Below are 23,316 nucleotides of genomic sequence, written 5' to 3'. Positions count from 1 at the left end.
GGGTCAGGCGCCGGTGCCCCGCGCGCGCAGCTGATCCGCGAAGTCGAGCACCCACTCGGTGATCTCCTCGCCGAGCTCCTCGTGGTCGACCCCGAGCAGCACGTTCGCCTTGATCCAGTCGGCGCGGTCGCCCGTGTCGTACCGGCGACCGCGGAAGATCACACCGTACACGGGGCCCTCCCCCTTGCCCTCGGCGAGGTGGTTGAGCGCATCGGTGAGCTGGATCTCGCCGCCGCGACCCGGTGGGAGCGCGTCGATGACGTCGAAGATCTCGGGGCGCAGCACGTAGCGGCCGATCACGGCGAGGTTCGAGGGGGCCTCGGCGGCGCTGGGCTTCTCCACCAGCCCCGTGACCCGCACGACATCGGGGTCGTCCGTGCTCTCGACGGCGGCGCAGCCGTACAAGTGGATCGAGGACTGCGGCACCTCCATCAGCGCGATCACGGTGGCACCGCGCGCATCGTGCTCGGCGACCATCCGGTCGAGCAGCGGATCGCGGGTGTCGATCAGGTCGTCGCCCAGCAGCACGGCGAAGGACTCGTAGCCGACGTGCCTGCGGGCGCGCCCGACGGCGTGGCCCAGTCCGAGCGGCTGCCCCTGACGCAGGAAGTGGACCTCGGCGAGCTCGCTCGACTCGTGCACCTTCTCGAGCTTGCCCTCGTCGCCTTTGCGCTCGAGCGTGTACTCCAGCTCCGGCACACTGTCGAAGTGGTTCAGGAGATTGTCCTTGTTGCGCCCGGTGATGATGAGCACGTCGTCGAGCCCCGCCGACGCGGCCTCCTCGACGACGTACTGGATCGCGGGCTTGTCGACGATCGGCAGCATCTCCTTCGGCATCGCCTTCGTCGCCGGGAGGAATCGGGTGCCGAGCCCCGCCGCCGGAATCACGGCTTTCGTCACTGGCCGGCCGGACACGCGCTGAGTTTCCGTCATGCCCGTTAGCCTAGTATCCGCGGATGGGCGCTCCAAGCCTTCCCGCAGCAGCGCGTAGTGTGGGCATCATGACGGAGTCGCCGGCGGACGAGAAGCGCCGCATTCGGGCCGCGGTACGACGGAGCCGGAACGCGCGCGCCGCACAGGACGCGGCGCACCGCGAGATCGATCGCGATCGCCTCACCGCCCAGCTCGTCGCACTGGTCGAGGATCTCGACGCCCGCGTGGTGTCCTGCTACCTGCCGACGCCGGGGGAACCCGACACAACCGGGTTCATCGCGTGGGCCCGGGATCACAACGTCGACGTGCTGCTTCCCGTTGCGCTGAGCGAGTACCGACTCGCCTGGGCCCGCCTCGGCGACGCGGGCACCGCCCCCGGCCTGCACGGGCTGGCGGAACCGATCGGCCCGAGGCTCCCCGCGGAGGCGCTCGCGGGCGCGGACCTCCTGCTCATCCCGGCGAGCGCCGTCGATGTCTCCGGCACACGGATGGGGTGGGGACTCGGGTACTTCGACCGCGCGCTCGCGACGCTGGCCCCCCGCCCGCCGGTCTTCGCCGTGGTGCACGAGAACGAGATCCTGCCCCGCGTCCCATCCGACGCCCACGACGTTCCCGTGACCGGCGCGGTGACCTCGGCGGGGATCCGGCGTTTCCCCACCGGCCCAGGCTAAACTCGATACTCGTGCCTACCTACGCTTACCGCTGCGCCGACTGCGGCCACGCCTTCGACATCTACCAGTCGTTCTCGGACGACGCGCTCACCGCGTGCCCCGAGTGCGGCGGCACGCTGCGCAAGGTCTTCGGTTCGCTCGGCGTGACGTTCAACGGGTCCGGCTTCTACCGCACCGACTCGCGGGCGGCGTCCGGCGGGAGCGGATCCTCGGGGTCCGGATCGAGCGGCTCGGGATCGAGCGGCTCCGGATCCAGCGGCTCGGGATCGAGCAGCTCCGGATCCAGCGGGTCGGGATCCGGCTCGAGCTCGTCGAGCTCCTAGCCCGCCGCGCTCGTCGCGCGCGGTCCAGCTCGGAGTGCGGCGCGTGGCCGCACACGGCTCCGCACGGTGCTGACGCGCACTGGTGCAGAGATCTGCGTTCGTGCTGACAGGATCGACCGAATCGCTCAGCAGGAATGCAGATCTCTGCTGCTGGGTGACGTCAGAGTCGCATCACCGACGCCGGACACGGACCCGCTGCCGTCAACACACCGCGACCACCCGCTGATCGAGTCACCCCTGCTACCCCCAGTGGGGGGGCCGGTCGCGGCGCAGCTGCTCGTCCGTCTCGCTCTGGCCCGCACGACGCCCGCCTCGGCCGTCGCCCCACGACTCGGGGCGATCCTCCGAGGCAGCGGACCCGAGCGTGTGCTCCGACGGTGCGGGGTCGACCCCCTCCGGAGCGGGTCGTGTCGCCCGCCGCGGGGTGCGCGCCGGGCGCTCCGTCATCGCGCGATCGTCTCCGCGTCAGCCGACTCGTCGGCGAACTCGACCCCGAGAATGCGTGCGATCCGGCGCGCGACCTCATCGGGATCCGCGAACAGGTCGAAGCTCTGCACCCGGTGGTAGTGCCATCCGAGTCGACGGAGCACGGCGGGGCGCAGGCGGAGGGAGTCGCGGAGACTGTCGCCGCCGTCGCCGAGGTCGAGGTCGATGGCGATCGCCCGCTCACCGAAGGACGCCGCGATCGGGATCGCTCCACGGTAATCGACGGCCACGGTGAGTCCGAGAGACTCGAGCCGATCCGCGAGCTCTCCGAGCATCGGATCGCGCTCGGCCGGCAGCGACGGGGGCGCGGGCGCCGGGTGCTCGAACGCGAGCAGCTCCGCGAGCTCGACGACGCCGTGCTTGATGCGAGCGGTGTCGAGGTCTTCGGGCTTGAAGCAGCTCACGATCGTCATCGCACGACGAGCGCGGGTCATGGCAACCGCGAGCAGTCGCTCGCCGCCCGGCTGGCCCAGCGAGCCGAAGTTCGACAGCACACGACCGTGCGGAGTGCGCCCGTAGCCGATCGAGAAGATGACGCGGTCGCGGCTCTGCGCCGTCGCCTGCTCGAGCGTCAGCACCGCGAACGGCTCCGCCCGCTCGCCGAGCAGGAACTCGCGGTACTGCGGGAACTTCGAGAACGCCTGCAGCACTGCCTGGTACACGCGGACCGCGTGGCGCTCGCTCGCCGTGATCACCATCAGCGACTCACTGCTGCGGTCGCTCGCGTGCTCGAGCACGAGCTGCACGACCCGATCGACCTCGGCGTCCGTGCTCTCGACGGCCCCCGTCTGCTGGTCCGGCAGCCCCTGGCCGCCGCGCACGAACTCGTAAGTGAGGCTCGAGTGGCCGAGGAAGCTTCCGGCCCAGGGCAGGGACTGGATCGCACCGTCGTAGAAGCGCGAGTTCACGAGGTTCGTGAGATCCTCACCGCCGGCGCGATAGCTGCGCGTGAGGGTGAGCGTGGGCAGCACCTCGCCGAGCTGCGCGAAGGCGGATCGGGCGTGCAGCGCGTCCGCGTCGACGGGCTCCTCGTCGCTGGGTGCGCCGACCGACATCTCGAACGCCGACGGCGTCTGCGTCATCGTGTCCCCGAACGCGACGACCTGACGGGCACGACGGATCGCGCCCAGGTTCTCGACCAGTGTCGTGGCGCCGGCGTCGACGAGCAGCACCGTGTCGAAGCGGATCGTGTCGGGCAGCTGGGCGACCTCGTACGGCGACATGGTCCACACCGGGGCGAGCACTCCCAGCAGATTCGGCGCGTGGTGCGCAAGAGCGCCGGCGGAGACGTAGCCGCTCCGGAGCGCCTCCCGCAGAGCGAGGGCCTCGTGCTTGTTGTCGAGCACCGACACCCGCCAGGCGTCGGCGAGCGCCGAGGCGAGCAGCGTGCCGTTCGCACCCGCGTGCGCATCGTCGACGAGTCGGAAGTCGGCCTCGAGCCGCTCGATCACACTCGTGTTGGCGCTGAGGAGCGCCTGGTTCGTCTGCAGCATGCGCTCGAGCGCAGACTGCCACCAGGCGAGCTCGAGCTCCGCGGCCACGTCGCCGGCGGGCACGTGTCGCGCCGAGAGATCGTCGAGCAGCGGTTCGAGGTGCGACGCGCGGAGGCGCTCGACGATGGTCGTGCGCTCCTGGATGTTCTGCAGCACCTCCGACTCGCGGGCGAGGTCCGAGACCCGGGCCGCGAGGGATCCGAGCGACAGGTTCTTCATGCGGTCCGCGTCGCCGACGACGCCGAGCACCCGATCCAGTTCGTCGAGATCCTGGTAGGCCGACTGATAGGCGACCACCACGTCGGCGATCCCGAGCGGCACCTCGGGCCGGGTGCCGGCCACGGTGGTGTAGCGCTGCCAGAGCACCCGCTGCTGCTGGATCTGCACGAGGCGCGCGTACATGTCGGTGATGTGCACCCCGGGGCGCACGTACTCGCGGGCGAGCTTGCGCAGGCGACGCTTGTTCGCCGACGACATGTCCTCCCCACCGCGAGGCGCGTGGGCGGCGATGACCTCGGTGAGCGAGCGGTCGTAGACCTCGGGGGTGAACCGGTCGAGCGTGTCCCGGATCCCCATGAGCAGACGCAGGAAGATCCCGAGCTCGGCGATCGTCTCGTAGGGGCGCATGGAGGTCTGCCCGATGACCTCGTTGGCCATCGAGATGAGCCGCGGCAGCTGCGACTCCGCGAGCTGCACGGCGAGGCCGTACGCCGAGCGGGCCTCCTCGGTGCTCGTGAAGTTCACGCCGTACCACGGGGAGTCCTCGGGGCCGTACTGGAACTGCCCCAGCCGGGCGACCTCGGTGAGCGCCTCGGCGACGGAGGTGCGGTCGAGCGTCAACTGCCCGAGGGCCTGGTCGTCGAGGCGGACCGTGGTGGTCGGCGGGTTGTCGCTGAGCGCGAGGAGCGTCAGGGTGCGGAGCGCGTCGAGCGGGGAGATACCGAAGCGCGCGTCCGACTCGGAGAGCGCGGACTGGTAGTCGAGCAGCACACCGCGCAGGCGGACGAGCGCCTCGTCGACGTCGCGGAGGTGCTCGGGGCGCGCGTTCTCGTTGCGGCTGATCGACTCGACGAGATTGCGCCGCAGGCGGCGCGGGTTGACGGCGAGCCCCGTCAGACCGGCGCGCGCGAGGCGGTGCGAGATGCCGTCGAGCGTGGCCCGCCGGGGCGACACCACCAGCACGCGCTTGCCCGACCGCGCCAGGCTGCCGAGTGCGTTCACGACCGTCTGCGTGCCGCCCGTGCCGGGCAGGGTGTGGACGACGATCGAGTGACCGGCATCGATCTGCGCCAGCACGTCGTCCTGCTCGGCGTCGGCGTCGTAGAGGTAGCGGTCCGTCTCGGGGGCGCGATCGTCGGGTCGGGTCGGGCTGACCGGGCGGTAGTTCGCCTCGAGCTGGCGCCGCGCGGGCTCACTGCCGCAGACGGCCGCGAGGATCGGGGAGTCCAGATCCTTCGCGTCGGCGACCATCTGCTGGGAGACGTTGTGGAACGAGGAGACGACGAGGCGCGGCTGCACGACGAAGCCGGGGACGCCGACGACCATCTGCCGCAGTCGATCGATGACCGGCTGGGGTTTGAAGACGCCCTCGGACTGCGAGAGCTCGATGAGCGTGCGCGCGTCGAGGCTGATCCCGAACTGCTGTCGCAGCACGCGGATGAGCTCGGAGTTCACGACCGGGAACTGCTTGAGCTTCAGCTCGAAGTCGCGGCCGTAGCGCCGGATGGCGAGCGGGCGCAGCAGCACCGGAGCGCAGAACTCCTCACCCTCGAAGCTCCACTTCGCGATGCCGACACCGAGGTTCACGGTCTCGAGCCCACGCACCGTGCGCATCTCGATCGCCTTGTCGGTGACGCGCCCCGCGGCCGCGCGCGCGTGACGGAGCGCGAGATCGTCGCGGATCAGCGCGGAGAGGAGGATCTTGTTGCCCGTGATGAACTGCGGGAGCCCACCCGGGTGGGTCGTGGAGAGCTCGATGCGGTTCGCCGGGCGATCGTCGAAGTAGAGCAGCGGGTTGCGACCGCCGATGCCGGCGAGCTCGCGCCGCCAGTCCGCGTGCTCGTCGGCGTAGCTGTCGACGAGGGAGACGGGTCCGGTCAGCTGGGCCGCGATCGCGTCATCGCTGCGCGGCTCCTCGAGTGCGGGCGCTTTCGCGAGCGCACCCTCGCTCCGCGGGTGCTCGACGGAGCCGTCCGCGAACGGCTGGGCGCGACTCGACTCCGCACCGGGATCGCCGGTGCGGGTTGCCGGCTTGTTCGCATCGCTTTGGCCACGACCCTTGGCATCCGGTCGCTTACGCCGATCCACACTCCACACACCGCCACCCTAAGCGGTGCGCCCGAGAAACCCCGGAATCAGCGCGGTGTTTCGCGGCCCGCCGTGACGACGGGATCCGCGACGACCATCTCGCCCCCGCGGAGGCGGGAGAGCGAGCGCATCACGTGGTAGACCACGACCGCGGAGATCGTGCCGAGCGCGATGCCGTTGAAGACCACGGAGCCGAACTGCAGGGTGAAGTCGGCGATACCCACGATGAGCGGGATGGCCGCGGAGAACTGATTGATCGGCTTCGAGAAGTCGACCTTGTTGTCCATCCAGATCTTCACGCCGATCAGGCCGATGAGGCCGTACAGCGCCACGGTCACGCCCGCGAGCACACCCGCGGGAACCGAGAAGATGAGGGCTCCGATCTTGGGCGAGAAGCTGAGCAGGATCGCAAAGATGCCCGCCACCCAGTACGCGGCGGTCGAGTACACGCGCGTCGCGGCCATCACGCCGATGTTCTCGCCGTAGGTCGTGGTGCCGGATCCGCCGCCGAAGCCGGCGAGCATCGTGGAGACGCCGTCGGCGAGGAGGGCACGGCCGGTGACTGGGTCGAGATCGCGGTTGACCATGAGACCGACGCTCTTGACGTGACCGACGTTCTCGGCGATCAGCACGAGCACCACCGGCAGGAACGCGGGCAGCAACCCCCAGAGCGTGGGGTCGGCGAACGGGTTGCCCACGGCATGGAACGCCGGGAGGCCGAAGAGCGGCGCCTGCTCGAACTCCTCGAAGCTGACCTCGCCGAGCGGGATCGCGGCGACGTAGCCGACGACCATGCCGAGCACGATCGACAGGCGGCCGATGAGCCCGCGGAAGAGCACGGTGATGAGGACCACGGCGGCGATCGTGATGAGCGCCACGATGCCCGAGCGCTCCGTCGCGTCCCAGTTGTTCTTCACCGCCGGGGCGAGGTTGAAGCCGATGAGGGCCACGATGGCACCCATGACGACCGGGGGCATGAGCGCGTTGATCCAGCCCGTGCCGAAGCGGTGAACCACGATACCGACGATGGCCATGAGCACGCCGATGGCCAGGATCCCGAACGAGGCACGACCGAGGTCGCCCTCGGGGCCGGCCGCACTGGCCGCCATGATCGGGGCGATGAACGCGAACGAGGAGCCGAGGTAGCTCGGCAGGCGGTTGCCCGTGATGAGGAGGAACAGTAGCGTTCCGAGCCCCGAGAAGAACAGGGTCGCCGTGGGGCTGAATCCCGTGAGCAGCGGCACGAGGAAGGTGGCGCCGAACATGGCGACCACGTGCTGCGCGCCGAACCCGATGGTGCGGGGCCAGCTCAGGCGCTCCTCGGGAAGCACGATGGCATCGGGTGAGACGGTCGTGCCGTCCGCGTGCAGCTTCCAGGGCAGGGCCATCGAGACTCCTCTGTCGTTCGGGATCGGTGCGGCGGCGCGAGCGTGCGCATCGCGCGCGGCCGATCACTTATCTTAGTGCCCTCCGGGCGGCGCTGCGGCACTCCCCTCGCGCGACCCCGCGGCACTCCGCTCGCGACCCTCAGGGACTCCCCTCGCGTGAGCGATTTCTGGTGGGAATGGGAGTTTCTGCACCAGGAATCGCTCACACTCAAGTGGGTGGGACCGGATCAGGCCTCCGCGATGTAGACCTTGCGAATGTGGTCCTCGACGATCCACCGGGTTCGGGATCCCGCGACGAGTCGCATCACATCGCCCGGGCCGACCTCGACGCGTCGATCCTCGTCCACGAACTCGACGACCGCGCCCCCGAGAGCACCACAAAGAGCTCATCGACCTCGGTGTCCGTGACGGTCCCGGATCGCAGCTCCCAGATCCCGACCTCGGCCCCGCCGATCGACCCGAGCTCGGCGACTCCCTGCCGCGGCGATCCCACGACGGTCTCCTCGGCGGGCACGGCCTCGAGCTCCACCGGCAGTCGTGTGCCCTCGACCCGTTCGTTGCGCCCCTCAGGAAGCAGCTCGCTCACGAGTCGAACCCGAAGCCGACGGCGTCCATGGTCTTGAGGAAGAGGTTGCGCTTGCCACCGTTGTGGTCCGCGCGGTCGAAGGACCAGCGGAACAGGTTGACGCCGATGCTCGCGGCCGGCTCGGGCGGGAAGGGCAACGGCATGTCCTTGACCATCTTGAGCTCGGTGCGCTCGGTGACGCGGCCCTCGAAGCGGTCCACCATCACGTCCGCCGCGAAGTGGGTCGCGCCGACGCCGAGGCCGGTGAACCCCGCGACGTACTGGACCCGTCCGCCGTGCGCCTGGCCGAAGAACGCGCAGAAGCGGGTGCTCGAGTCGATGACGCCGGCCCAGCGGTGCGTGAACTTGACGCCCGCGAGCTGCGGGAACGTTGTGAAGAAGTGGCTGGCCAGCTTGCGGTGGCTCTCCATGCGGTCCTCGTACTCGCGCTTGATGCGGCCACCCGTGTGGTAGACCGCGTCGTAGCCGCCCCAGAGGATGCGGTTGTCCTTGGTGAGCCGGGAGTAGTGGAACTGATTCGCGAGATCGGAGAGGCCCTCGCGCCCCTCCCACCCGATCGATGCGAGCTGCTCGTCCGTCAGCGGCTCGGTCATCAGCACGTAGTCGTAGACCGGGATCGTGTGGAACCGGTAGCGCTTGAGCAGCGATGGGAACACGTTCGTGCACAGCGCGACGCGCTCCGCGGTGACGGTGCCGCGATCCGTGGTGAGCTGGATCGGCACGTCCGCCGAGCCGTCGAGGCGGGTCACGGGCGAGTGCTCGTGGATCTCGACGCCGATCTCGGCTGCGTGCCGCGCCAGTTCGGCGGCCAACTTGGCCGGATGCACGTTCGCGTTCTCCGAGGGCGAGAAGTCGGCTCCGAGGAACGTGGGCGAGTTGATGCGCGACTGCGCCCCCGCCGCGTCGAGGGTCACGACGTGCGGATCCTCGCTCTCCCCGAGCCACTCGACCTGGTAGGCCTCATTCGCGACCGAGAGTGCCCCGTTGCGCTCGAAGTCGGCATCGAGCTCGTGCTCGGTGATGAACTTCTCGATCGCATCGAGGTTCTCGTACCCGAGCCGGCGCAGCGTGCCGGTCTCCTCGGGCCAGCGCGCCTCCGCGTTGGGCTCGCCGTGGCTGATGCTCGCCTCGCAGAAACCGCCGTTGCGGCCCGACGCCGCCCAGCCGATCCGCTGCGCCTCGATGAGCACCACGCGACGCTCGGGGTGCTCCGTCTTCAGCTTGATCGCGGTCCAGAGTCCGGCGTAGCCGCCGCCCACGACCGCGTCGTCGACGCGCTTGTCGCCGTCGAGCTCGGGGTACCGTGCGACCGAATCGGCGATGTCGTCAATCCAGAAGCAGCTCAGCTTGGTGTCGCGGAGCGAGTCGTCGATGATCTTCGCGGCGGGCCGGTGGGTTTCGAAAATGGTGGGTTCCATGGCGTCCTCGTCTGTGGGGTCGCTTCGATCTTCGCACATTCGAGGCGCCATGTAAACGGAAATGTCAACGCCGATGACATTCGGGCAGCGACGCGGTCGAGTCGTTACCGACTCGCGGCTCAGGGGTCGGGATCCTGGATCCGGGATCCTCGCCCCGCGCACCGGATTCCGTCCGAAGCGGACCCTACTCGCTCGGTGGCTTCATGATGACGCCCACCGCGAGCCCCAGCGCCAGCCCGGCGGGCAGCCACAGCCAGAACTGCGAGATCGCGCTGATCACCACCCCGACGATGGCGCCCATCACCAGGCCGACGATGATCTGCTTCCGTCGCGCGGCCGCGGAGGGCCGCTCACCACCCCGGTCCCCAGACGGCTTGCGGCCGTCGCTGCGCTGTGCACTCATGGCACCAGCCTACGCGCAGCCTCCTGGTCGGCCGCGTCGAGCGCGCGCAGCGCTTCGAGCTCCTCAGGCGACCCTCCAGAGCGTTCAGCCGCGACGACGAGCTGTCCAGTCGCGCGCGCGATCTTCGCGGGGCTCGGCGACGGCACCGCCCCGGCCGCACGCAGCACCGGTTCGACTCGAGCGAGCACCGCTCCGGTGCCCTCGCCGAGCACCTCGGCCTCCCACTCGCGCCACGCGCGGTGGAGCCCGGTCCGGTGATCCAGCGCGCGCACGCGGTCGTCTGCGAGCTCGACCAGTTCGCGGCCGGAGTCGTCCCGCAGCACCACCACCGTGCGCTCGGTGCGCAGCTCGGCCAGGGGCGCGAGTGCGGTCACCGCGTCGCCGATCCGGGATCGGACCTCGGCGATCACCTCCTCGGGCATGGACTCGGCGGCAGGCCACAGCAGCTCGCGCGCGCCGTCGGCGCCCTTCTGCTTGAGGTGCCAGCCGGCGTCCTTGCCGCCGACGCGACGGCGCAGGGCGAGCCGGTTCCGGGCGAGGTCCGCTCCCGGGGTGTCGAAATAGGTGGCGTGCAGATGGTGGACCACCGGTGCCGACGCCGCGAACCCGGCGCGCACGAACGCGTCAGCCCCGGGAAGCGGGGTCGTGGGGTCGACCTCGTACTTCCGCTCGATCTCGAACGATTCCACCGCCGTATCTGCCATCACACGGCCAGTGTACGCGCCGGGCGGGCCCCGGCCCGAGCGCCTCCGGAGCCTCGCGGGCGGCGCTGGGTACACTGACCGGGTGACGACGGGACAGGGATCGGGATCCGGCACCGGGGGCGAGCCGCACGCCCTCGGCGCCGAGGACGGGCCGCGCGCGGCCTGCCGCGCCGCGGTCGCCCGACTGCGCGGAGCTGACGTACCGACCGAGGCCCTCGCCGAGTACGTCGCGCCCCGCAAGGCGTTTCTGCGCACCCGCCCCGCGACCATGCGCCCGATCGGTGAGGTGTGGAGACTCGGCTCGCTGCTCCTCGACACCGAGGGGAACCTCTACGCGGCGGGGCACGCGACCCGCTCGGCGGAACGGGGGCGCCCGGGGTACCAGTCGGTCTCCCGGGAGGAGCGGCGCGAGATCGCGGCCGCGGCGCTTCGCGGGGGCTACCCGATCGGCACGGCCGTGAACTACGACGCGGTGCCCATCCCGATCCCGACCCCGCTTGTCGCTGAGGCCGGTCCGTACGACGCCGACGGTCCCGTCGGGATCAGCGAGGGGGCCCTGCGGGTCCGCTGGCGGCCGGGGGCCAGCCTCGACGGCGCACCCACACTGGAGTCGTTTCTCGCGGACCGCGTCGGGCTGCTCGTGGATCCGCCGCTCGGCGCGAGCTGAGCAGCACGAGCTGAGCGGCGCGGCGGACCGACATCGCCGCGCGCTACGCGGCTGGCGGCGCCGCTTCGGCGGGCGCCTCGGTCTTCCGGTCCTGTGCGGGGAACACGACCTTCTGCACGATGATGATCACACTCGCCGCAACCGGGATCGCGACCAGCGCGCCGAGGATCCCGCCCAGCGCGCCACCACCGACCGCCGCGATGACGACGATCGCGCCGGGCACCGCGACCGCGCGGCTCATGATCCGCGGGCTGATCACGTAGGCCTCGATCTGCATGTAGACGAGGTAGTAGATCGCCGCGATGAGCGCGGTGGTCGGCGATTCGATGAGGCACGTGAGCGAGATGATGATCGAGCCGGTGAGGGTACCGACGAGCGGAATCAGCGAGCCGATGAACGCGATCAGCGCGAGCAGCGCAGGGAGCGGTGCTCCGATGATACTGAGGAAGATGAGGCTGAGGATGCCATTGATGAGTGCGAGGCTGACCTGACCGATCACGTACCGGCCGACGGCGCCCGAGACATCCTCGAGCAGTTCGCTGAAGCGCGGACGCTGGTAAGCGGGGACGAAGCGGGTCGCGAGGCGCTTCATACCGCGGAGCGACGCCATGAAGTACAGGGTGAGGATCAGCACGATGGTGATACCCGTGATGCCGCCCGCGATGCCCGCGCCGACGGCGACCAGCCCGCCGCCGATCTGACCGATGTTGCCGGGATCCTGCAGGAAGGTGAGGACTCCCTTGGCGGCTTCCTCGAAGTTCGAGCCGAACTGATCGGTGAGCTGCGTGTAGAAGTCGCTCGCCATGATGTCCTCGACCATCTTGGGGGCGCTCTCGATGAGCTTGCGCACTTGCTCGATCAGGATCGGCACGATGGCCAGCACGACGCCGGCGAAGGCAAGGATGACGACCACCACCACGATGGTGACGGCAGCGGCCCGCGGGAGTTTCTTCTCGATGAAGGAGACGATCGGGTCGAGCCCCAGCGAGAGGAAGAGTGCGACGCCGACATAGACCAGCACCGTCGCGAGCTGGTGCACCATGGAACCGATGAGGAGCGCGACGAGCACGCCGAGCGCCCCGAGGAGCCCGAACGTGAACGGGTTGAGCCGGCCCGCGGTCGCCAAGAGGGGCGGGATCGTGCCCGACCCGGATCCCGCGTCGGATGGTGCCGATGTGCGTGTACTACTGTTCCGTCGCATGCGGCGACCCCACTCTCATTGCCAACGCCTCAGTCGACCACCTTCTGCGGCGCAGGTCAACCTGGTTGCGGGGGGCGGGACATTCAACCGAGGCCGAGACGGCCTCGGAGCACAAAACGAAAAGCCGAGAAATCGGCATTTCCCTGAGCACAACCGAGGCCGAGACGGCCTCGGGGCACAAAACGAAATGCCGAGAAATCGGCATTTCCCTGAGCACAACCGAGGCCGAGACGGCCTCGGGGCACAAAACGAAATGCCGAGAAATCGGCATTTCCCTGAGCACAACCGAGGCCGAGACGGCCTCGGGGCACAAAACGAAATGCCGAGAAATCGGCATTTCCCTGAGTTCTGTGCCCTGGAGAGGAATCGAACCTCCGACACCTTCTTTAGGAGAGAAGTGCTCTATCCACTGAGCTACCAAGGCAGATATCGGCATCAACTCGGACGATGACACCAGTGACCGAGTCTATCAGGGCACGTTCGCCGAACCCACGTCCGCGGAACCCGCGCCCACCGGCCTCACCTCGAAGCCGCCACACCCGCAGGAGATCTCACCCATGACGGATGAAAAGCCCCGAATGCCTCCTCGTGCATTGAGATCTCCGACATGAGTGACCCCCGCCAGTCGTGACCGCTCGCAGTCGGCACACCCCACACAGCACAACACCCGGCTCGCGAACGAGCCGGGTGTTGTAAAACTGAGCCGCTTAGCCGAAGCGAACGACCGTCAGACCGCTCTCGCCACCGGGAGCGATCGGGCCGATGCGGGTGGTGCCACCCCAGCCGCCGTGGACCGCCTGGCCGTTGCCGATGTAGACGCCGACGTGCTGGCCGGGGAAGACCAGGATGTCGCCGGGAGCATAGGCGCCGTCGGTGACGATGTATCCGCCGAGGGCGGTGTACTCGCCGACCTGGGTGCCGAGGTCACCGGCGGGGATCCCGACCGCGCGGAGCGACTTCTCGACGAGGGCGGTGCAATCCTGGTTCACGCCGAGCTGCGCGAGCGCTGCGTTGGCGATGCCCGCGCCGCCGGAGCCGGCGGGGATGTCGACGCCCGAGTGGGCGGCCGACGTCGTGGCTGCCTGGGCCTGCTGCGCCTCGGCAGCGGCCTTCGCGTCCTCTGCAGCCTTCGCCTCGGCAGCAGCCTCAGCGGCGACCGCGGAGTCTTCGCTGCCCTCGACGGCGGCGACGACCGAGCCCTCAGCGGAGTACTCGGCGGTCTGGATGCTCTGCGAGGTCTTGAAGCCGTCGGGAACATCCGAGGAGTCGGGGGTGGTGGCGTAGGCGGGGAGCGCGAACGTGCCCACCATGCCGAGGCTGAGCGCTGCTGCGCCGGCCATCTGGGCAAAGCGCTTCGCCTTCACCGAGGCGGGCTTCGAGGAGCGAGCCGAAACCACAACTTCGGTGCTAAGGATCTGAGTCACGAGAATAATCTGCCTTACGTTTTCGTTCTCTGGAATATCAAGAAGAACGGCCCGTGTGAGCCGCGACCGTTCAAGGGTAACCGAAGATCACGAGAATGTCACGCTCAGGTCACGATCACCCTGAAACAGGCGGAAATTCAACAACTTTCAACGTTGGTTGAAGGTTTGGATCTCTCGACGTCGAATTAGATGACACCCTGCTCGAGCATCGCCTGCGCCACCGTCACGAAGGCCGCCGAATTGGCGCCCAGCACGTAGTCGCCCGGGCGTCCGTAGCGCTCGGACGCCTCATAGGTCGACTCGTGCACGTCGCGCATGATGTCGTGCAGGCGGGACTCGCTCTTCTCACGATCCCAGCGCGACCGCGCCGCGTTCTGGCTCATCTCGAGGGCCGAGGTCGCGACACCGCCGGCGTTCGCCGCCTTGCCGGGCGCGAAGAGCACGCCCGCCTGTTGGAAGGCCTCCACCGCGTCCGGGGTCGTGGGCATGTTCGCGCCCTCCGCCACCGCGACCACGCCGCCCGCGATCAGCTTGCGCGCGTCGGCCTCGTGCAGTTCGTTCTGCGTGGCGCACGGCAGTGCGACGTCTCCCTGCACGTCCCAGACCGAGCCGCCCGCGACGAAGTGCGATCCCGAGCGTCGCGCCGCGTACTCCGAGATCCGCGCGCGCTCCACCTCTTTGATCTGCTTCAGCAGCTCGAGGTCGATCCCTGCCTCGTCGACGATGTAGCCGCTGGAGTCGGACGCCGACACCGCGCGTCCGCCGAGCTGGTGCACCTTCTCGATCGCGTAGGTCGCCACGTTGCCGGATCCGGAGACCACAACGCGTCGCCCCTCGAGGCCGTGCCCCGCGCGTCGCAGCATCTCGTCGACGAAGAACACCGCACCGTACCCGGTCGCCTCGGTGCGCACCTCCGCGCCGCCCCAGCTCACACCCTTGCCGGTCAGCACTCCCGCTTCGTAGCGCTGCGTGATCCGCCGGTACTGACCGAACAGGTAGCCGATCTCACGCGCGCCGACGCCGATGTCTCCGGCGGGCACGTCCTGGTGCTCGCCGATGTGATGCACGAGCTCCATCATGAAGCTCTGGCAGAACCGCATCACCTCTGCGTCGCTCTTGCCGCTCGGATCGAAGTCGGATCCGCCCTTGCCCGCGCCGATGCGCTGCGAGGTGAGCGCATTCTTGAAGATCTGCTCGAAGCCCAGGAACTTGATGACCGACAGGTTCACGCTCGGGTGGAAGCGGAGCCCGCCCTTGAACGGCCCGAGCGCCGAGTTGAACTGCACGCGGAAGCCGCGGTTCACACGAACGCGATTCTCATCGTCCGTCCACGGCACCCGGAAGATGACCTGGCGCTCGGGCTCCACGAGGCGGTCGAGGATCCCCGCTTCGATGAAGTCCGGGTGCTCCGAGAGCACCGGGGTGAGCGTGTCGAGGACCTCGTGCACCGACTGCAGGAACTCCGACTCCCCGGCGCTCCGGTGTTCGACGATCGCTGCGACGGCGCGCAGATGAGCTTCAGGCGTGGGCAGTGTCAACGGTGAACTCCTCGGGTGTACCTGGGTGAGTGAATGCTCGGTCCGGTATCGACTCCGCCGAGCCTCGTCGTTACGGCGAGACGAAGATGTGCGCAGCGATCTCGATCGGCAGATCGATCGCCTCCGGCTGCCCCTCGGCCTCGATCCGGACGTAGTCGCCGCGCCGAGTGAAGGCCGCCGTGTTACCGGGCTTCACCCCGGCTGCGGCGAGCTGCCCCAGCAGTTCGGGATCCACCTGCGCCGGCTCGGCGAGGCGCCGGATCCGCGCGGTGACCGTACGATCCGCCTCGATCAGCAGCTCACCGACCCCGACCACACCCGACTGGAAGGAGCCCGCCATGCGCGACCCCAGCTCTTCGAGGCCCGGGATCGGATTGCCGTACGGTGACTCGGTCGGGTGGTGGAGGATGTCGAGGAGCTTGCGCTCGACGCGCTCGCTCATGACGTGCTCCCAGCGGCAGGCCTCCTCGTGCACGTACTCCCACTCGAGCCCGATGACGTCGGCGAGCAACCGCTCGGCGAGCCGGTGCTTGCGCATCACGTTGACCGCTTTGGTGCGCCCCTCGGGCGTGAGCTCGAGACGACGGTCGTCGGTGACGATCACGAGGCCGTCCCGCTCCATCCGTCCGACGGTCTGGGATACGGTCGGACCCGAGTGACTCAGCCGCTCGGAGATCCGGGCGCGCAGCGGCACGATCCCTTCCTCTTCGAGCTCCAGAATCGTTCGAAGATACATCTCCGTCGTATCGATCAGATCCGTCATCGCCGCCTCCCGGTCGTGTGCTGTCCCCAGCCTAGAGCATGCGCTTTGCGCTTCAGCGCAGGATGTCGCGGAGCGGAACGTCTGGCTCCGCGGTCACCCGTTGCGCACGCGATCGATAGAATAAACGCCATGGCCGACATCACCATTCCCGCTGCCCTCTTGCCCGCCGACGGACGATTCGGCTGCGGCCCGTCGAAGGTGAGGAACGAGCAGCTCGACTTCCTCGCGACCCTGCAGCCCGGTGTGCTCGGCACCTCGCACCGTCAGGCTCCGGTGAAGCGTTTGGTGGGCAGCGTGCGCGCCGGCCTCGCCGAACTGTTCCGGGCCCCAGAGGGCTACGAGATCCTGCTCGCCAACGGCGGTGCCACGACGTTCTGGGACTCCGCAGTGCACTCGCTCATCGAGTGCCGGAGCCAGCACCTCACCTTCGGCGAGTTCGGCGCGAAGTTCGCCAAGGCCTCGGCCGCCGCGCCGTTCCTGGAGGCCCCCGACGTTCGCGCCGCTGATCCGGGCTCGCGCTCGGCGAGCGAGGCCGTCGCCGGCGTCGATGTCTACGCCTATCCGCACAACGAGACCTCCACCGGAGTCATGACCGATGTGCGGCGCGTCGCCGGCGATGCCGGCGCGCTCACGGTCGTCGACGCCACGAGCGGTGCGGGCGGGATCGACTTCGACGCCTCCGAGGTCGATGTCTACTACTTCTCCCCGCAGAAGAACTTCGCCTCGGACGGCGGGCTCTGGTTCGCGCTGGTCTCCCCCGCGGCCATCGAGCGCATCGAGCGCGTCACGGCGTCCGACCGGTACATTCCCGAGACCCTCAACCTGGCGGGCGCGATCGAGAACTCGCGGAAGGATCAGACCCTCAATACCCCCGCACTCGCGACGCTGGCGCTGATGGACGAGCAGGTGCGCTGGATCAACGGGAACGGCGGCCTGTCGTGGGCGGCCGCGCGCACCGCGGAGTCCTCGGGGGTGCTCTACGACTGGGCGGAGCGCACCTCGGTCGCGACTCCGTTCGTCACGAATCCGGATCACCGCTCACAGGTCGTCGTCACCATCGACTTCGACGACTCGATCGACGCTTCCGCCATCTCGGCGGCGCTGCGCGAGAACGGCGTCGTCGACACCGAGCCCTACCGCAAGCTCGGCCGCAATCAGCTCCGCGTCGCGACCTTCACGGCCATCGATCCCGATGACGTCCGCGCACTCACGCAGTCCATCGACTACGTGCTCGAGCGCCTGAGCGCGTAACGCCCGGGCGACTCCGGCTACTCGTCGGAGTCGTCCTCGTTCTCGTCGACGTCGTCTTCGTCCGAGTCGTCGTCATCGTCGGTGTCATCATCGTCCGAGTCGTCCCCGATTTCGGGATCATCGTCGGTGTCATCGAGGTCTGCGTCCTCGAACTCGTCGGCGTCATCGTCCGAGTCATCATCGGCCACGTCACCACCGGCCGCATCGACGTCGACGCCGTCGATCTCGTCGTCGAAGTCGCTGTAGTCGTTGTCGAGCAGGTCGTGCTCGGCGTCGTCGTCCTCATCGTCGTCGTGCAGCTCGAGCGCCGCTGCCTCCGCGGCGGCGGCCTCGTCGGCGGCGTGCTTCGTCTGGGCTTCGCGATACTGCGCGAGTCGCTCCGACCACGGCACCCACTCCGGCGCGATGACCGCTCCGGCCCCGGGCAGCAGTTCGACCTCGAGCACGTTCACGGGCGATTCCTCGTCCACACGCGCCAGCGTCGCCGCCCAGCGCCACCCGGGGTACCCGGGCAGACGGCACTCGAAGAACAGCGTCAGCACGTGTTCCTCGTGCACCTCGTGCCCGTCGGGCACACCGATCGACTGCGCATCGGTGATGTCGAGGAGCGCGGTGCGAGCCTGTTCGCGCGCGTCGAGCAGCACGGGATCCGCCGCGGGTGGAACCGCGTCGACCTCTGCGACGCCACTCTCGGCGGCCGCGGACGGATCCTCCTCGGCGCCGTCCTGCGGCGACAGGTCAGACATCGAAATCGTCCGCGACTCGGCGCAGCATTGTCGCCACGTTCCGCGACTGCGCACGTTCTGGGTACTGCCCGTGCTTCAACCGCTCGCCGAGCCCGTCGAGAAGCTTCACGAGATCCTCGATGATGATCGACATCTCGTCCGCCGACTTCCGGGTCCGCTTCGCGAGTCGCGGGGTATCGAGCACCCGCACCGACAGCGCCTGCGGCCCCTTGCGACCATCGGCGACGCTGTACTCCAGCCGCGTGCCGGTCTGCACATCGGCGTCGGCGGGCACGACGGAGGCGTGCAGGTACACCTGCTGCCCATCGTCGCCCTGGATGAACCCAAAGCCCTTATCTTCGTCGTAGAACCTGACCTTGCCGTTCGGCATGCCTCGTCCCTCTCCATCTCGGCGAACTCTCGTGCTCCAGCACTCACTTCACCTTCGTGAGCCCGTGCATTCGCGTATCCAGACGAGTCTACCGTTTGTTCCTCTCTCCCCACGCGGCCCAGCACCCGATAAAATGAAAAGGATGTCCTCCGAACCCAACTCCCCGACGCTGCTTGAGCGGATCCTCGCCTTCGCGTCGCTGTCGATCATCGCGATCGCACTGCTGTCGTTCTTCGTGACGCTGATCGTCGGCATGAACGACCGCGAGGCAATGGCGGACGGGCTGTGGCCCATCGTCTACGGGATCTCGCTGATCGGGCTGCCGATCGGCTTCGTCCTGCTCATCATTCTGCTGATCCTCAGCCAGCGGCGCAGACGTCGCGAGTTCCGCGCGAGCACCCAGAGGTAGGCGGGATCACGCACATGAGCGGAACGCTGGCCCTCGCCTCCGCGATCGCGGGGATGGACCGCGAAACGCTGTCCGCACTGGTCCTGCAGCGTCGCCCGCAGGCCGCAGCCGGCGTGTCGGATCCGATCGGACTCGCCTCCGAGCTGCTCCGCGCGGACGCCGTGCAGCGCATCCTGGCCCCGCTCGACACCACCCGGCTCGCCGCGCTGCTCCGCCTCGCGGATGCCGACCCCGAGTCGGTCGACCCCGCCCTCGTCGATGAGCTGACGCGCCTCGGGCTCGTCGGCACCGACGACGGTCGGCCCGCCGCGCTCCCCGAGGTGACCGAGGCGATCCGGAGCGGCCTCGCGACTGCAGGAGTGGAGATCGACCCGTCGAACCTCGGCCCCGTTCCGGAGCTCGAGGGTGACCCCGTCCACGATACGAGCGTCTGGTACGCCTCCGCCGTGACCGCGGTCGGCCAGGCCGCCGAGATCCTCCGACTGGTGCTCGAGCGCCCGGGCCGGCTGAACCGCAACGGCTCGATCGCGGTCGCCACGATCCGGCTCATCGCCGAATCGTCGAGCGTCGAGTTCGCCGACGCCTCGTTCGCGCTGCGCGCGCTCGAGCGGGCCGGGCTCATCACGGCCTCCAAGGCCAGCCAACTGCTGCTCGCCGCGCCCGGCGCCTCCGACTGGCTCGCCGCATCGTACGGCGATCGGTGGGTCGCCCTGGCCGAAGCGGCCCTCGCGAAGATGCCCGCACCCGTGCGCGGTGCGCTGGACGCGACGCCGGCGCACCTCACCGAGGCGGTCGAGCTGCTGCCCCACCGGTTCCCGCTGCTCCCAGCGGCCGAGCTCGCCGCGGCCGCCGAGTTCGCACGCTCGGCAGAGCACCTCGGCCTCACCGTCGAGGGGGCCCTCAGCGATCCCGCGCGGGCTCTGCTCGACGGGGACGCTGCAGCGGCCCGCGCGGTGCTCGCGCGGGACCTGCCCGCCATCGCATCCGGCATCTACGTGCAACCCGATCTCAGTCTGGTGGTCCCGGGCCCGCTCGCCCCCGAGGACGAAGCGGAGATCGCCGCGCTCTCCCGCCCCGAGCACGTCGGCGTCGCCACCACGCGCCGGGTCACGGAGGCCTCGCTCGCCGACGCGATCGAGCGCGGCGCGACCGTGGAGTCGGCACGGGCGGCATTCACGAGGCTCTCGCTCACCGGCATGCCGCAACCGCTCGACTATCTCCTCACCTCGCTCGCCGACCGGGTCGGCACGATCGTGGTGGCCGATCACCTCGGAGATGAGGGCCGCACGAGGGTCACGGTGTCGCGCCCGGAGCTCGGGCAGACGATCCTCGTCGACCGCAGCCTGCAGCACGTGCAGTTCACCCTCAGCACCTCGAACCGCGGTGTGCTGTACTCGCGGCTCCGCCCCGAGCACGTCATCGCGGCGCTCACCGACGCCCGGTATCCGGCGTCGCTCGCGAGTGCGCGCCTCGAGACGCGACCTATACCGCGCCTCGACGGGCCATCGGGGCCCGTCGACTCCGGTGCCCTCGCGCCGGAGCTCGCGACCCTCGTGGACCGGGTCTTCCTCGCCGCGCGCTCGGAACCGGGCACGGGCGATTTCACACGCCTCCTGGAGCTCGCGATCCGGGAGCGCGGCACCGTGCGCGTCACTGCGGAGGCGCGCGGGCAGGTCCACGTCTTCACGCTGCTCCCCGTTTCGCTCAGCGGAGGGCGCCTGCGCGCGACCGATGCCGCGGCCGGGATGGAGCGCACGCTCCCCGTGAGCACGATCACCGCGGTCGAGACGATCTGATCCCGACCCGGTAAACTGATTCGCTATGACTCTCGGCCCCCTGATCGTGCAGAGCGACCACACCGTCCTCCTCGAGGTCGCGCACCCCGACGCGGAGGACGCCCGCCACGCGCTTGCGGTCTTCGCGGAGCTCGAGCGAGCTCCGGAGCACATCCACACCTACCGGGTCACCCGCCTGGGCCTCTGGAACGCGCGCGCCGCCGGGCACACGGCCGACGAGATCCTCACCACGCTGAACCAGTACGCGAAGTTCCCCGTGCCGACAGGCGTCGCTCGAGAGATCGAGGACACGATGCGCCGGTACGGCCGGCTCACCATCGAGCGGCTCGAGCCGGGCAACCGCGACAGCCAGCTCGTGCTGCGCTCCGACGACGCCGCGACCCTGCGCGAAGTGACCAGCGCGAAGAAGGTCGCCCCGCTCCTCGGCAATCGGATCGATGAGCATCGCTACCCGGTCGAGGCCTGGGCCCGCGGCGAGCTCAAGCAGCAGCTCGTGGCCCGCGGGTGGCCCGCGGAGGACCTGGCGGGGTACACCCCCGGTGAGCCGTACGACATCGAGCTGGTGCAGGACGGTTGGGCGCTGCGCGACTACCAGGCCCGCGCCGTCGAGGCGTTCGAGCGCGGCGGATCGGGCGTCGTGGTGCTGCCCTGCGGTGCCGGCAAGACGATCGTGGGGGCCGCGGCGATGGCCGAGGTCGGCGCGAAGACGCTGATCCTCGTGACGAACGCCGTGTCGGCCCGCCAGTGGCGGGACGAGCTGCTGCGGCGCACCACCCTGACCCCCGACGACATCGGCGAGTACTCCGGGCAGGTCAAGGAGGTGAAGGCGGTCACGATCGCCACCTACCAGATCCTGACGAGCCGCCGGAAGGGCGAGTACGCGCACCTCTCGCTCCTCGACGCCCAGGACTGGGGGGTCATCGTCTACGACGAGGTGCACCTGCTGCCAGCCCCGGTCTTCAAGCTGACCGCGGAGCTCCAGGCCCGCCGCCGCCTCGGCCTCACCGCCACCCTCGTGCGCGAGGACGGTCGCGAGGGCGACGTCTTCAGCCTCATCGGGCCGAAGCGCTACGACGCGGCGTGGAAGGACATCGAGGCGCAGGGGTTCATCGCGCCGGCCGAGTGCTTTGAGGTGCGCATCGATCTGAGTGAGAGCGAGCGGCTCGACTACGCCGTGGCCGAGGATCAGGATCGCTACCGCATCGCGTCGAGCACGGAGCAGAAGCAACCCCTCGCGAGACGGATCATCGACCGGCACCCGGGCGAGAGCGTGCTCGTGATCGGCCAGTACATCGACCAGCTCGAGTCGATGGCGGAGGCCCTCGGGTCGCCCCTGATCACGGGGCAGACGCCCGTCGACGAGCGGGAGGAGCTGTTCAACGCATTCCGGACGGGCGAGGAGCGGATCCTCGTCGTGTCGAAGGTCGCGAACTTCTCCGTCGACCTCCCCGACGCCTCCGTCGCGATCCAGATCTCGGGATCCTTCGGCTCGCGGCAGGAGGAGGCGCAGCGACTCGGGCGGCTGCTGCGGCCGAAGTCCAATGGCGCTACTGCGTCCTTCTATACGCTCATCGCCCGCGACACCGTGGACCAGGACTTCGCGCAGAACCGGCAGCGTTTCCTCGCCGAGCAGGGCTACGCGTACACGATCCTCGACGCCGACGCCTTCGATGCCGCGTCGCCGCAATCGCACGCGCTTCCAGCGAGTTCATAGCAAACGGTCAGAGACTGAATCCATGACTACTCAGCACAAGGGCCCCCGGATCCTTATCGTGGACGACGAGCCCAGCATCCGCGAACTGCTCAGCACCAGCCTCCGCTTCGCCGGCTTCGGCGTCCGCGCGGTCGGCAACGGCGCGCAGACCATCTCCGCCGTGCTCGAAGAGGAACCCGACCTCATCGTGCTCGATGTGATGCTGCCCGACATGAACGGGTTCAGCGTCACGAAGCGCCTGCGCTCGGCCGGCTACACCGCCCCCATCATCTTCCTCACGGCGAAGGACGACACCGAGGACAAGGTCGAGGGCCTCACGGTCGGCGGCGACGACTACGTCACGAAGCCGTTCAGCCTGGACGAGATCATCGCCCGGATCAAGGCGGTGCTCCGCCGCACGATCCAGGAGGACGAGGACTCGGTGCTCAGCATCGGCCCGATCACCATGGATCAGGACACCCACGAGGTCAACGTCGAGGGCACCTCGGTCGAGCTCTCCCCCACCGAGTTCAAGCTGCTGCGCTACCTCATGCAGAACGCCAACCGCGTGCTGTCGAAGGCGCAGATCCTGGATCACGTCTGGGAGTACGACTTCAACGGGGACGCCGGCATCGTCGAGTCCTACATCTCCTACCTCCGCCGCAAGCTCGATCCGCTGACCGAGGAGTCGCTCATCCAGACCAAGCGCGGCTTCGGGTACATGCTGAAGACCGAAACGAAGTAGG

23 protein-coding genes and 1 tRNA gene are annotated in these 23,316 nt (G+C 69.2%); 8 read left to right on the top strand and 16 right to left on the bottom strand.

Annotated elements, in window-relative coordinates:
- Positions 1–3 precede the first annotated feature (3 nt).
- Positions 4–933: a UTP--glucose-1-phosphate uridylyltransferase gene (locus MUN76_RS13200; RefSeq protein WP_244685282.1), complete on the bottom strand. Its 930-nt coding sequence runs from the start codon at positions 931–933 to the stop codon at positions 4–6.
- 68 nt (positions 934–1,001) lie between these two features.
- Here MUN76_RS13200 and MUN76_RS13195 point away from each other — a divergent pair, with 68 nt between their 5' ends.
- Together MUN76_RS13195 and MUN76_RS13190 are read left to right on the top strand one after the other, a co-directional pair.
- Positions 1,002–1,604, top strand: a complete 603-nt coding sequence (locus MUN76_RS13195; RefSeq protein WP_244685280.1) for a 5-formyltetrahydrofolate cyclo-ligase — start codon at positions 1,002–1,004, stop codon at positions 1,602–1,604.
- 11 nt (positions 1,605–1,615) lie between these two features.
- The gene (locus MUN76_RS13190) at positions 1,616–1,927 is read left to right on the top strand and encodes an FmdB family zinc ribbon protein (protein WP_244685278.1); all 312 of its coding nucleotides are present in this window, start codon (positions 1,616–1,618) and stop codon (positions 1,925–1,927) included.
- A 240-nt stretch (positions 1,928–2,167) separates the two neighbouring features.
- Here the strand turns inward: MUN76_RS13190 and MUN76_RS13185 are convergent, their stop codons facing one another.
- From MUN76_RS13185 to MUN76_RS13150, 8 genes are all read right to left on the bottom strand, one after another.
- Positions 2,168–2,374, bottom strand: a complete 207-nt coding sequence (locus MUN76_RS13185; protein WP_244685276.1) for a hypothetical protein — start codon at positions 2,372–2,374, stop codon at positions 2,168–2,170.
- Positions 2,371–6,213, bottom strand: coding sequence for an AAA family ATPase (locus MUN76_RS13180; RefSeq protein ID WP_244685274.1), 3,843 nt, complete (start codon positions 6,211–6,213; stop codon positions 2,371–2,373). Before MUN76_RS13180 ends, MUN76_RS13185 begins: the two co-directional genes overlap by 4 nt.
- A 47-nt stretch (positions 6,214–6,260) precedes the next feature.
- Positions 6,261–7,601: a uracil-xanthine permease family protein gene (locus MUN76_RS13175; protein WP_244685273.1), complete on the bottom strand. Its 1,341-nt coding sequence runs from the start codon at positions 7,599–7,601 to the stop codon at positions 6,261–6,263.
- 227 nt (positions 7,602–7,828) lie between these two features.
- Complete coding sequence (locus MUN76_RS13170; protein WP_244688789.1) at positions 7,829–7,906, bottom strand: hypothetical protein; 78 nt, start codon at positions 7,904–7,906, stop codon at positions 7,829–7,831.
- The gene (locus MUN76_RS13165) at positions 7,906–8,187 is read right to left on the bottom strand and encodes a hypothetical protein (protein ID WP_244685271.1); all 282 of its coding nucleotides are present in this window, start codon (positions 8,185–8,187) and stop codon (positions 7,906–7,908) included. Before MUN76_RS13165 ends, MUN76_RS13170 begins: the two co-directional genes overlap by 1 nt.
- The gene (locus MUN76_RS13160) at positions 8,184–9,605 is read right to left on the bottom strand and encodes an NAD(P)/FAD-dependent oxidoreductase (protein ID WP_244685269.1); all 1,422 of its coding nucleotides are present in this window, start codon (positions 9,603–9,605) and stop codon (positions 8,184–8,186) included. Before MUN76_RS13160 ends, MUN76_RS13165 begins: the two co-directional genes overlap by 4 nt.
- Positions 9,606–9,789: 184 nt before the next feature.
- Positions 9,790–10,008, bottom strand: a complete 219-nt coding sequence (locus MUN76_RS13155) for an HPP family protein (RefSeq protein WP_244685267.1) — start codon at positions 10,006–10,008, stop codon at positions 9,790–9,792.
- Positions 10,005–10,712: a CYTH domain-containing protein gene (locus tag MUN76_RS13150; protein WP_244685265.1), complete on the bottom strand. Its 708-nt coding sequence runs from the start codon at positions 10,710–10,712 to the stop codon at positions 10,005–10,007. The genes MUN76_RS13155 and MUN76_RS13150 overlap by 4 nt, the downstream gene beginning before the upstream one ends.
- Positions 10,713–10,794: 82 nt before the next feature.
- Between MUN76_RS13150 and MUN76_RS13145 the strand changes: the two genes are divergently transcribed.
- Positions 10,795–11,379 carry a hypothetical protein gene (locus MUN76_RS13145; RefSeq protein WP_244685264.1) on the top strand — a complete coding sequence of 195 codons (585 nt, stop codon included), beginning with the start codon at positions 10,795–10,797 and terminating at the stop codon, positions 11,377–11,379.
- Between the two features lie 43 nt (positions 11,380–11,422).
- Here the strand turns inward: MUN76_RS13145 and MUN76_RS13140 are convergent, their stop codons facing one another.
- The 5 genes from MUN76_RS13140 to MUN76_RS13120 form a co-directional block, all read right to left on the bottom strand.
- Complete coding sequence (locus MUN76_RS13140) at positions 11,423–12,580, bottom strand: AI-2E family transporter (protein ID WP_244685262.1); 1,158 nt, start codon at positions 12,578–12,580, stop codon at positions 11,423–11,425.
- 351 nt (positions 12,581–12,931) lie between these two features.
- A tRNA-Arg gene (locus MUN76_RS13135) sits at positions 12,932–13,004 on the bottom strand.
- 283 nt (positions 13,005–13,287) lie between these two features.
- Positions 13,288–14,004: an NlpC/P60 family protein gene (locus MUN76_RS13130; protein WP_244685260.1), complete on the bottom strand. Its 717-nt coding sequence runs from the start codon at positions 14,002–14,004 to the stop codon at positions 13,288–13,290.
- A 185-nt stretch (positions 14,005–14,189) separates the two neighbouring features.
- Complete coding sequence (gene gdhA / locus MUN76_RS13125; RefSeq protein WP_244685259.1) at positions 14,190–15,542, bottom strand: NADP-specific glutamate dehydrogenase; 1,353 nt, start codon at positions 15,540–15,542, stop codon at positions 14,190–14,192.
- Between the two features lie 70 nt (positions 15,543–15,612).
- Positions 15,613–16,305: an iron-dependent transcriptional repressor DtxR gene (locus MUN76_RS13120; protein ID WP_244685257.1), complete on the bottom strand. Its 693-nt coding sequence runs from the start codon at positions 16,303–16,305 to the stop codon at positions 15,613–15,615.
- 129 nt (positions 16,306–16,434) lie between these two features.
- On the opposite strand from MUN76_RS13120, the gene serC reads away from it, so the two are divergent.
- Complete coding sequence (serC, locus tag MUN76_RS13115; RefSeq protein ID WP_244685255.1) at positions 16,435–17,556, top strand: phosphoserine transaminase; 1,122 nt, start codon at positions 16,435–16,437, stop codon at positions 17,554–17,556.
- 17 nt (positions 17,557–17,573) lie between these two features.
- Here serC and MUN76_RS13110 read toward each other — a convergent pair whose 3' ends face one another.
- Together MUN76_RS13110 and MUN76_RS13105 are read right to left on the bottom strand one after the other, a co-directional pair.
- Positions 17,574–18,302 carry a DUF3027 domain-containing protein gene (locus MUN76_RS13110; RefSeq protein ID WP_244685253.1) on the bottom strand — a complete coding sequence of 243 codons (729 nt, stop codon included), beginning with the start codon at positions 18,300–18,302 and terminating at the stop codon, positions 17,574–17,576.
- Positions 18,295–18,672, bottom strand: a complete 378-nt coding sequence (locus MUN76_RS13105; protein WP_244685251.1) for a cold-shock protein — start codon at positions 18,670–18,672, stop codon at positions 18,295–18,297. The genes MUN76_RS13110 and MUN76_RS13105 overlap by 8 nt, the downstream gene beginning before the upstream one ends.
- 142 nt (positions 18,673–18,814) lie before the next feature.
- Here MUN76_RS13105 and MUN76_RS13100 point away from each other — a divergent pair, with 142 nt between their 5' ends.
- The 4 genes from MUN76_RS13100 to MUN76_RS13085 are packed head-to-tail and all read left to right on the top strand — an operon-like array spanning position 18,815 to position 23,315.
- On the top strand, positions 18,815–19,081 hold the full coding sequence (locus MUN76_RS13100; RefSeq protein ID WP_244685250.1) for a hypothetical protein: 267 nt from the start codon (positions 18,815–18,817) through the stop codon (positions 19,079–19,081).
- A 14-nt stretch (positions 19,082–19,095) separates the two neighbouring features.
- The gene (locus tag MUN76_RS13095) at positions 19,096–20,877 is read left to right on the top strand and encodes a helicase-associated domain-containing protein (RefSeq protein WP_244685249.1); all 1,782 of its coding nucleotides are present in this window, start codon (positions 19,096–19,098) and stop codon (positions 20,875–20,877) included.
- A gap of 25 nt (positions 20,878–20,902) precedes the next feature.
- Positions 20,903–22,591 (top strand): DNA repair helicase XPB, encoded by a 1,689-nt coding sequence (locus tag MUN76_RS13090; RefSeq protein WP_244685248.1) that lies wholly within the window; start codon positions 20,903–20,905, stop codon positions 22,589–22,591.
- A 22-nt stretch (positions 22,592–22,613) separates the two neighbouring features.
- Entirely contained in the window at positions 22,614–23,315 is a 702-nt protein-coding gene (locus tag MUN76_RS13085; RefSeq protein WP_244685247.1) for a response regulator transcription factor, read from the top strand.
- Position 23,316 lies beyond the last annotated feature (1 nt).

The organism is Leucobacter rhizosphaerae, assembly GCF_022919175.1.
GTDB lineage: Bacteria > Actinomycetota > Actinomycetes > Actinomycetales > Microbacteriaceae > Leucobacter > Leucobacter rhizosphaerae.
Note: the sequence above shows the minus strand (reverse complement) of the source record. Positions and strands in the feature narration are given on the sequence as shown.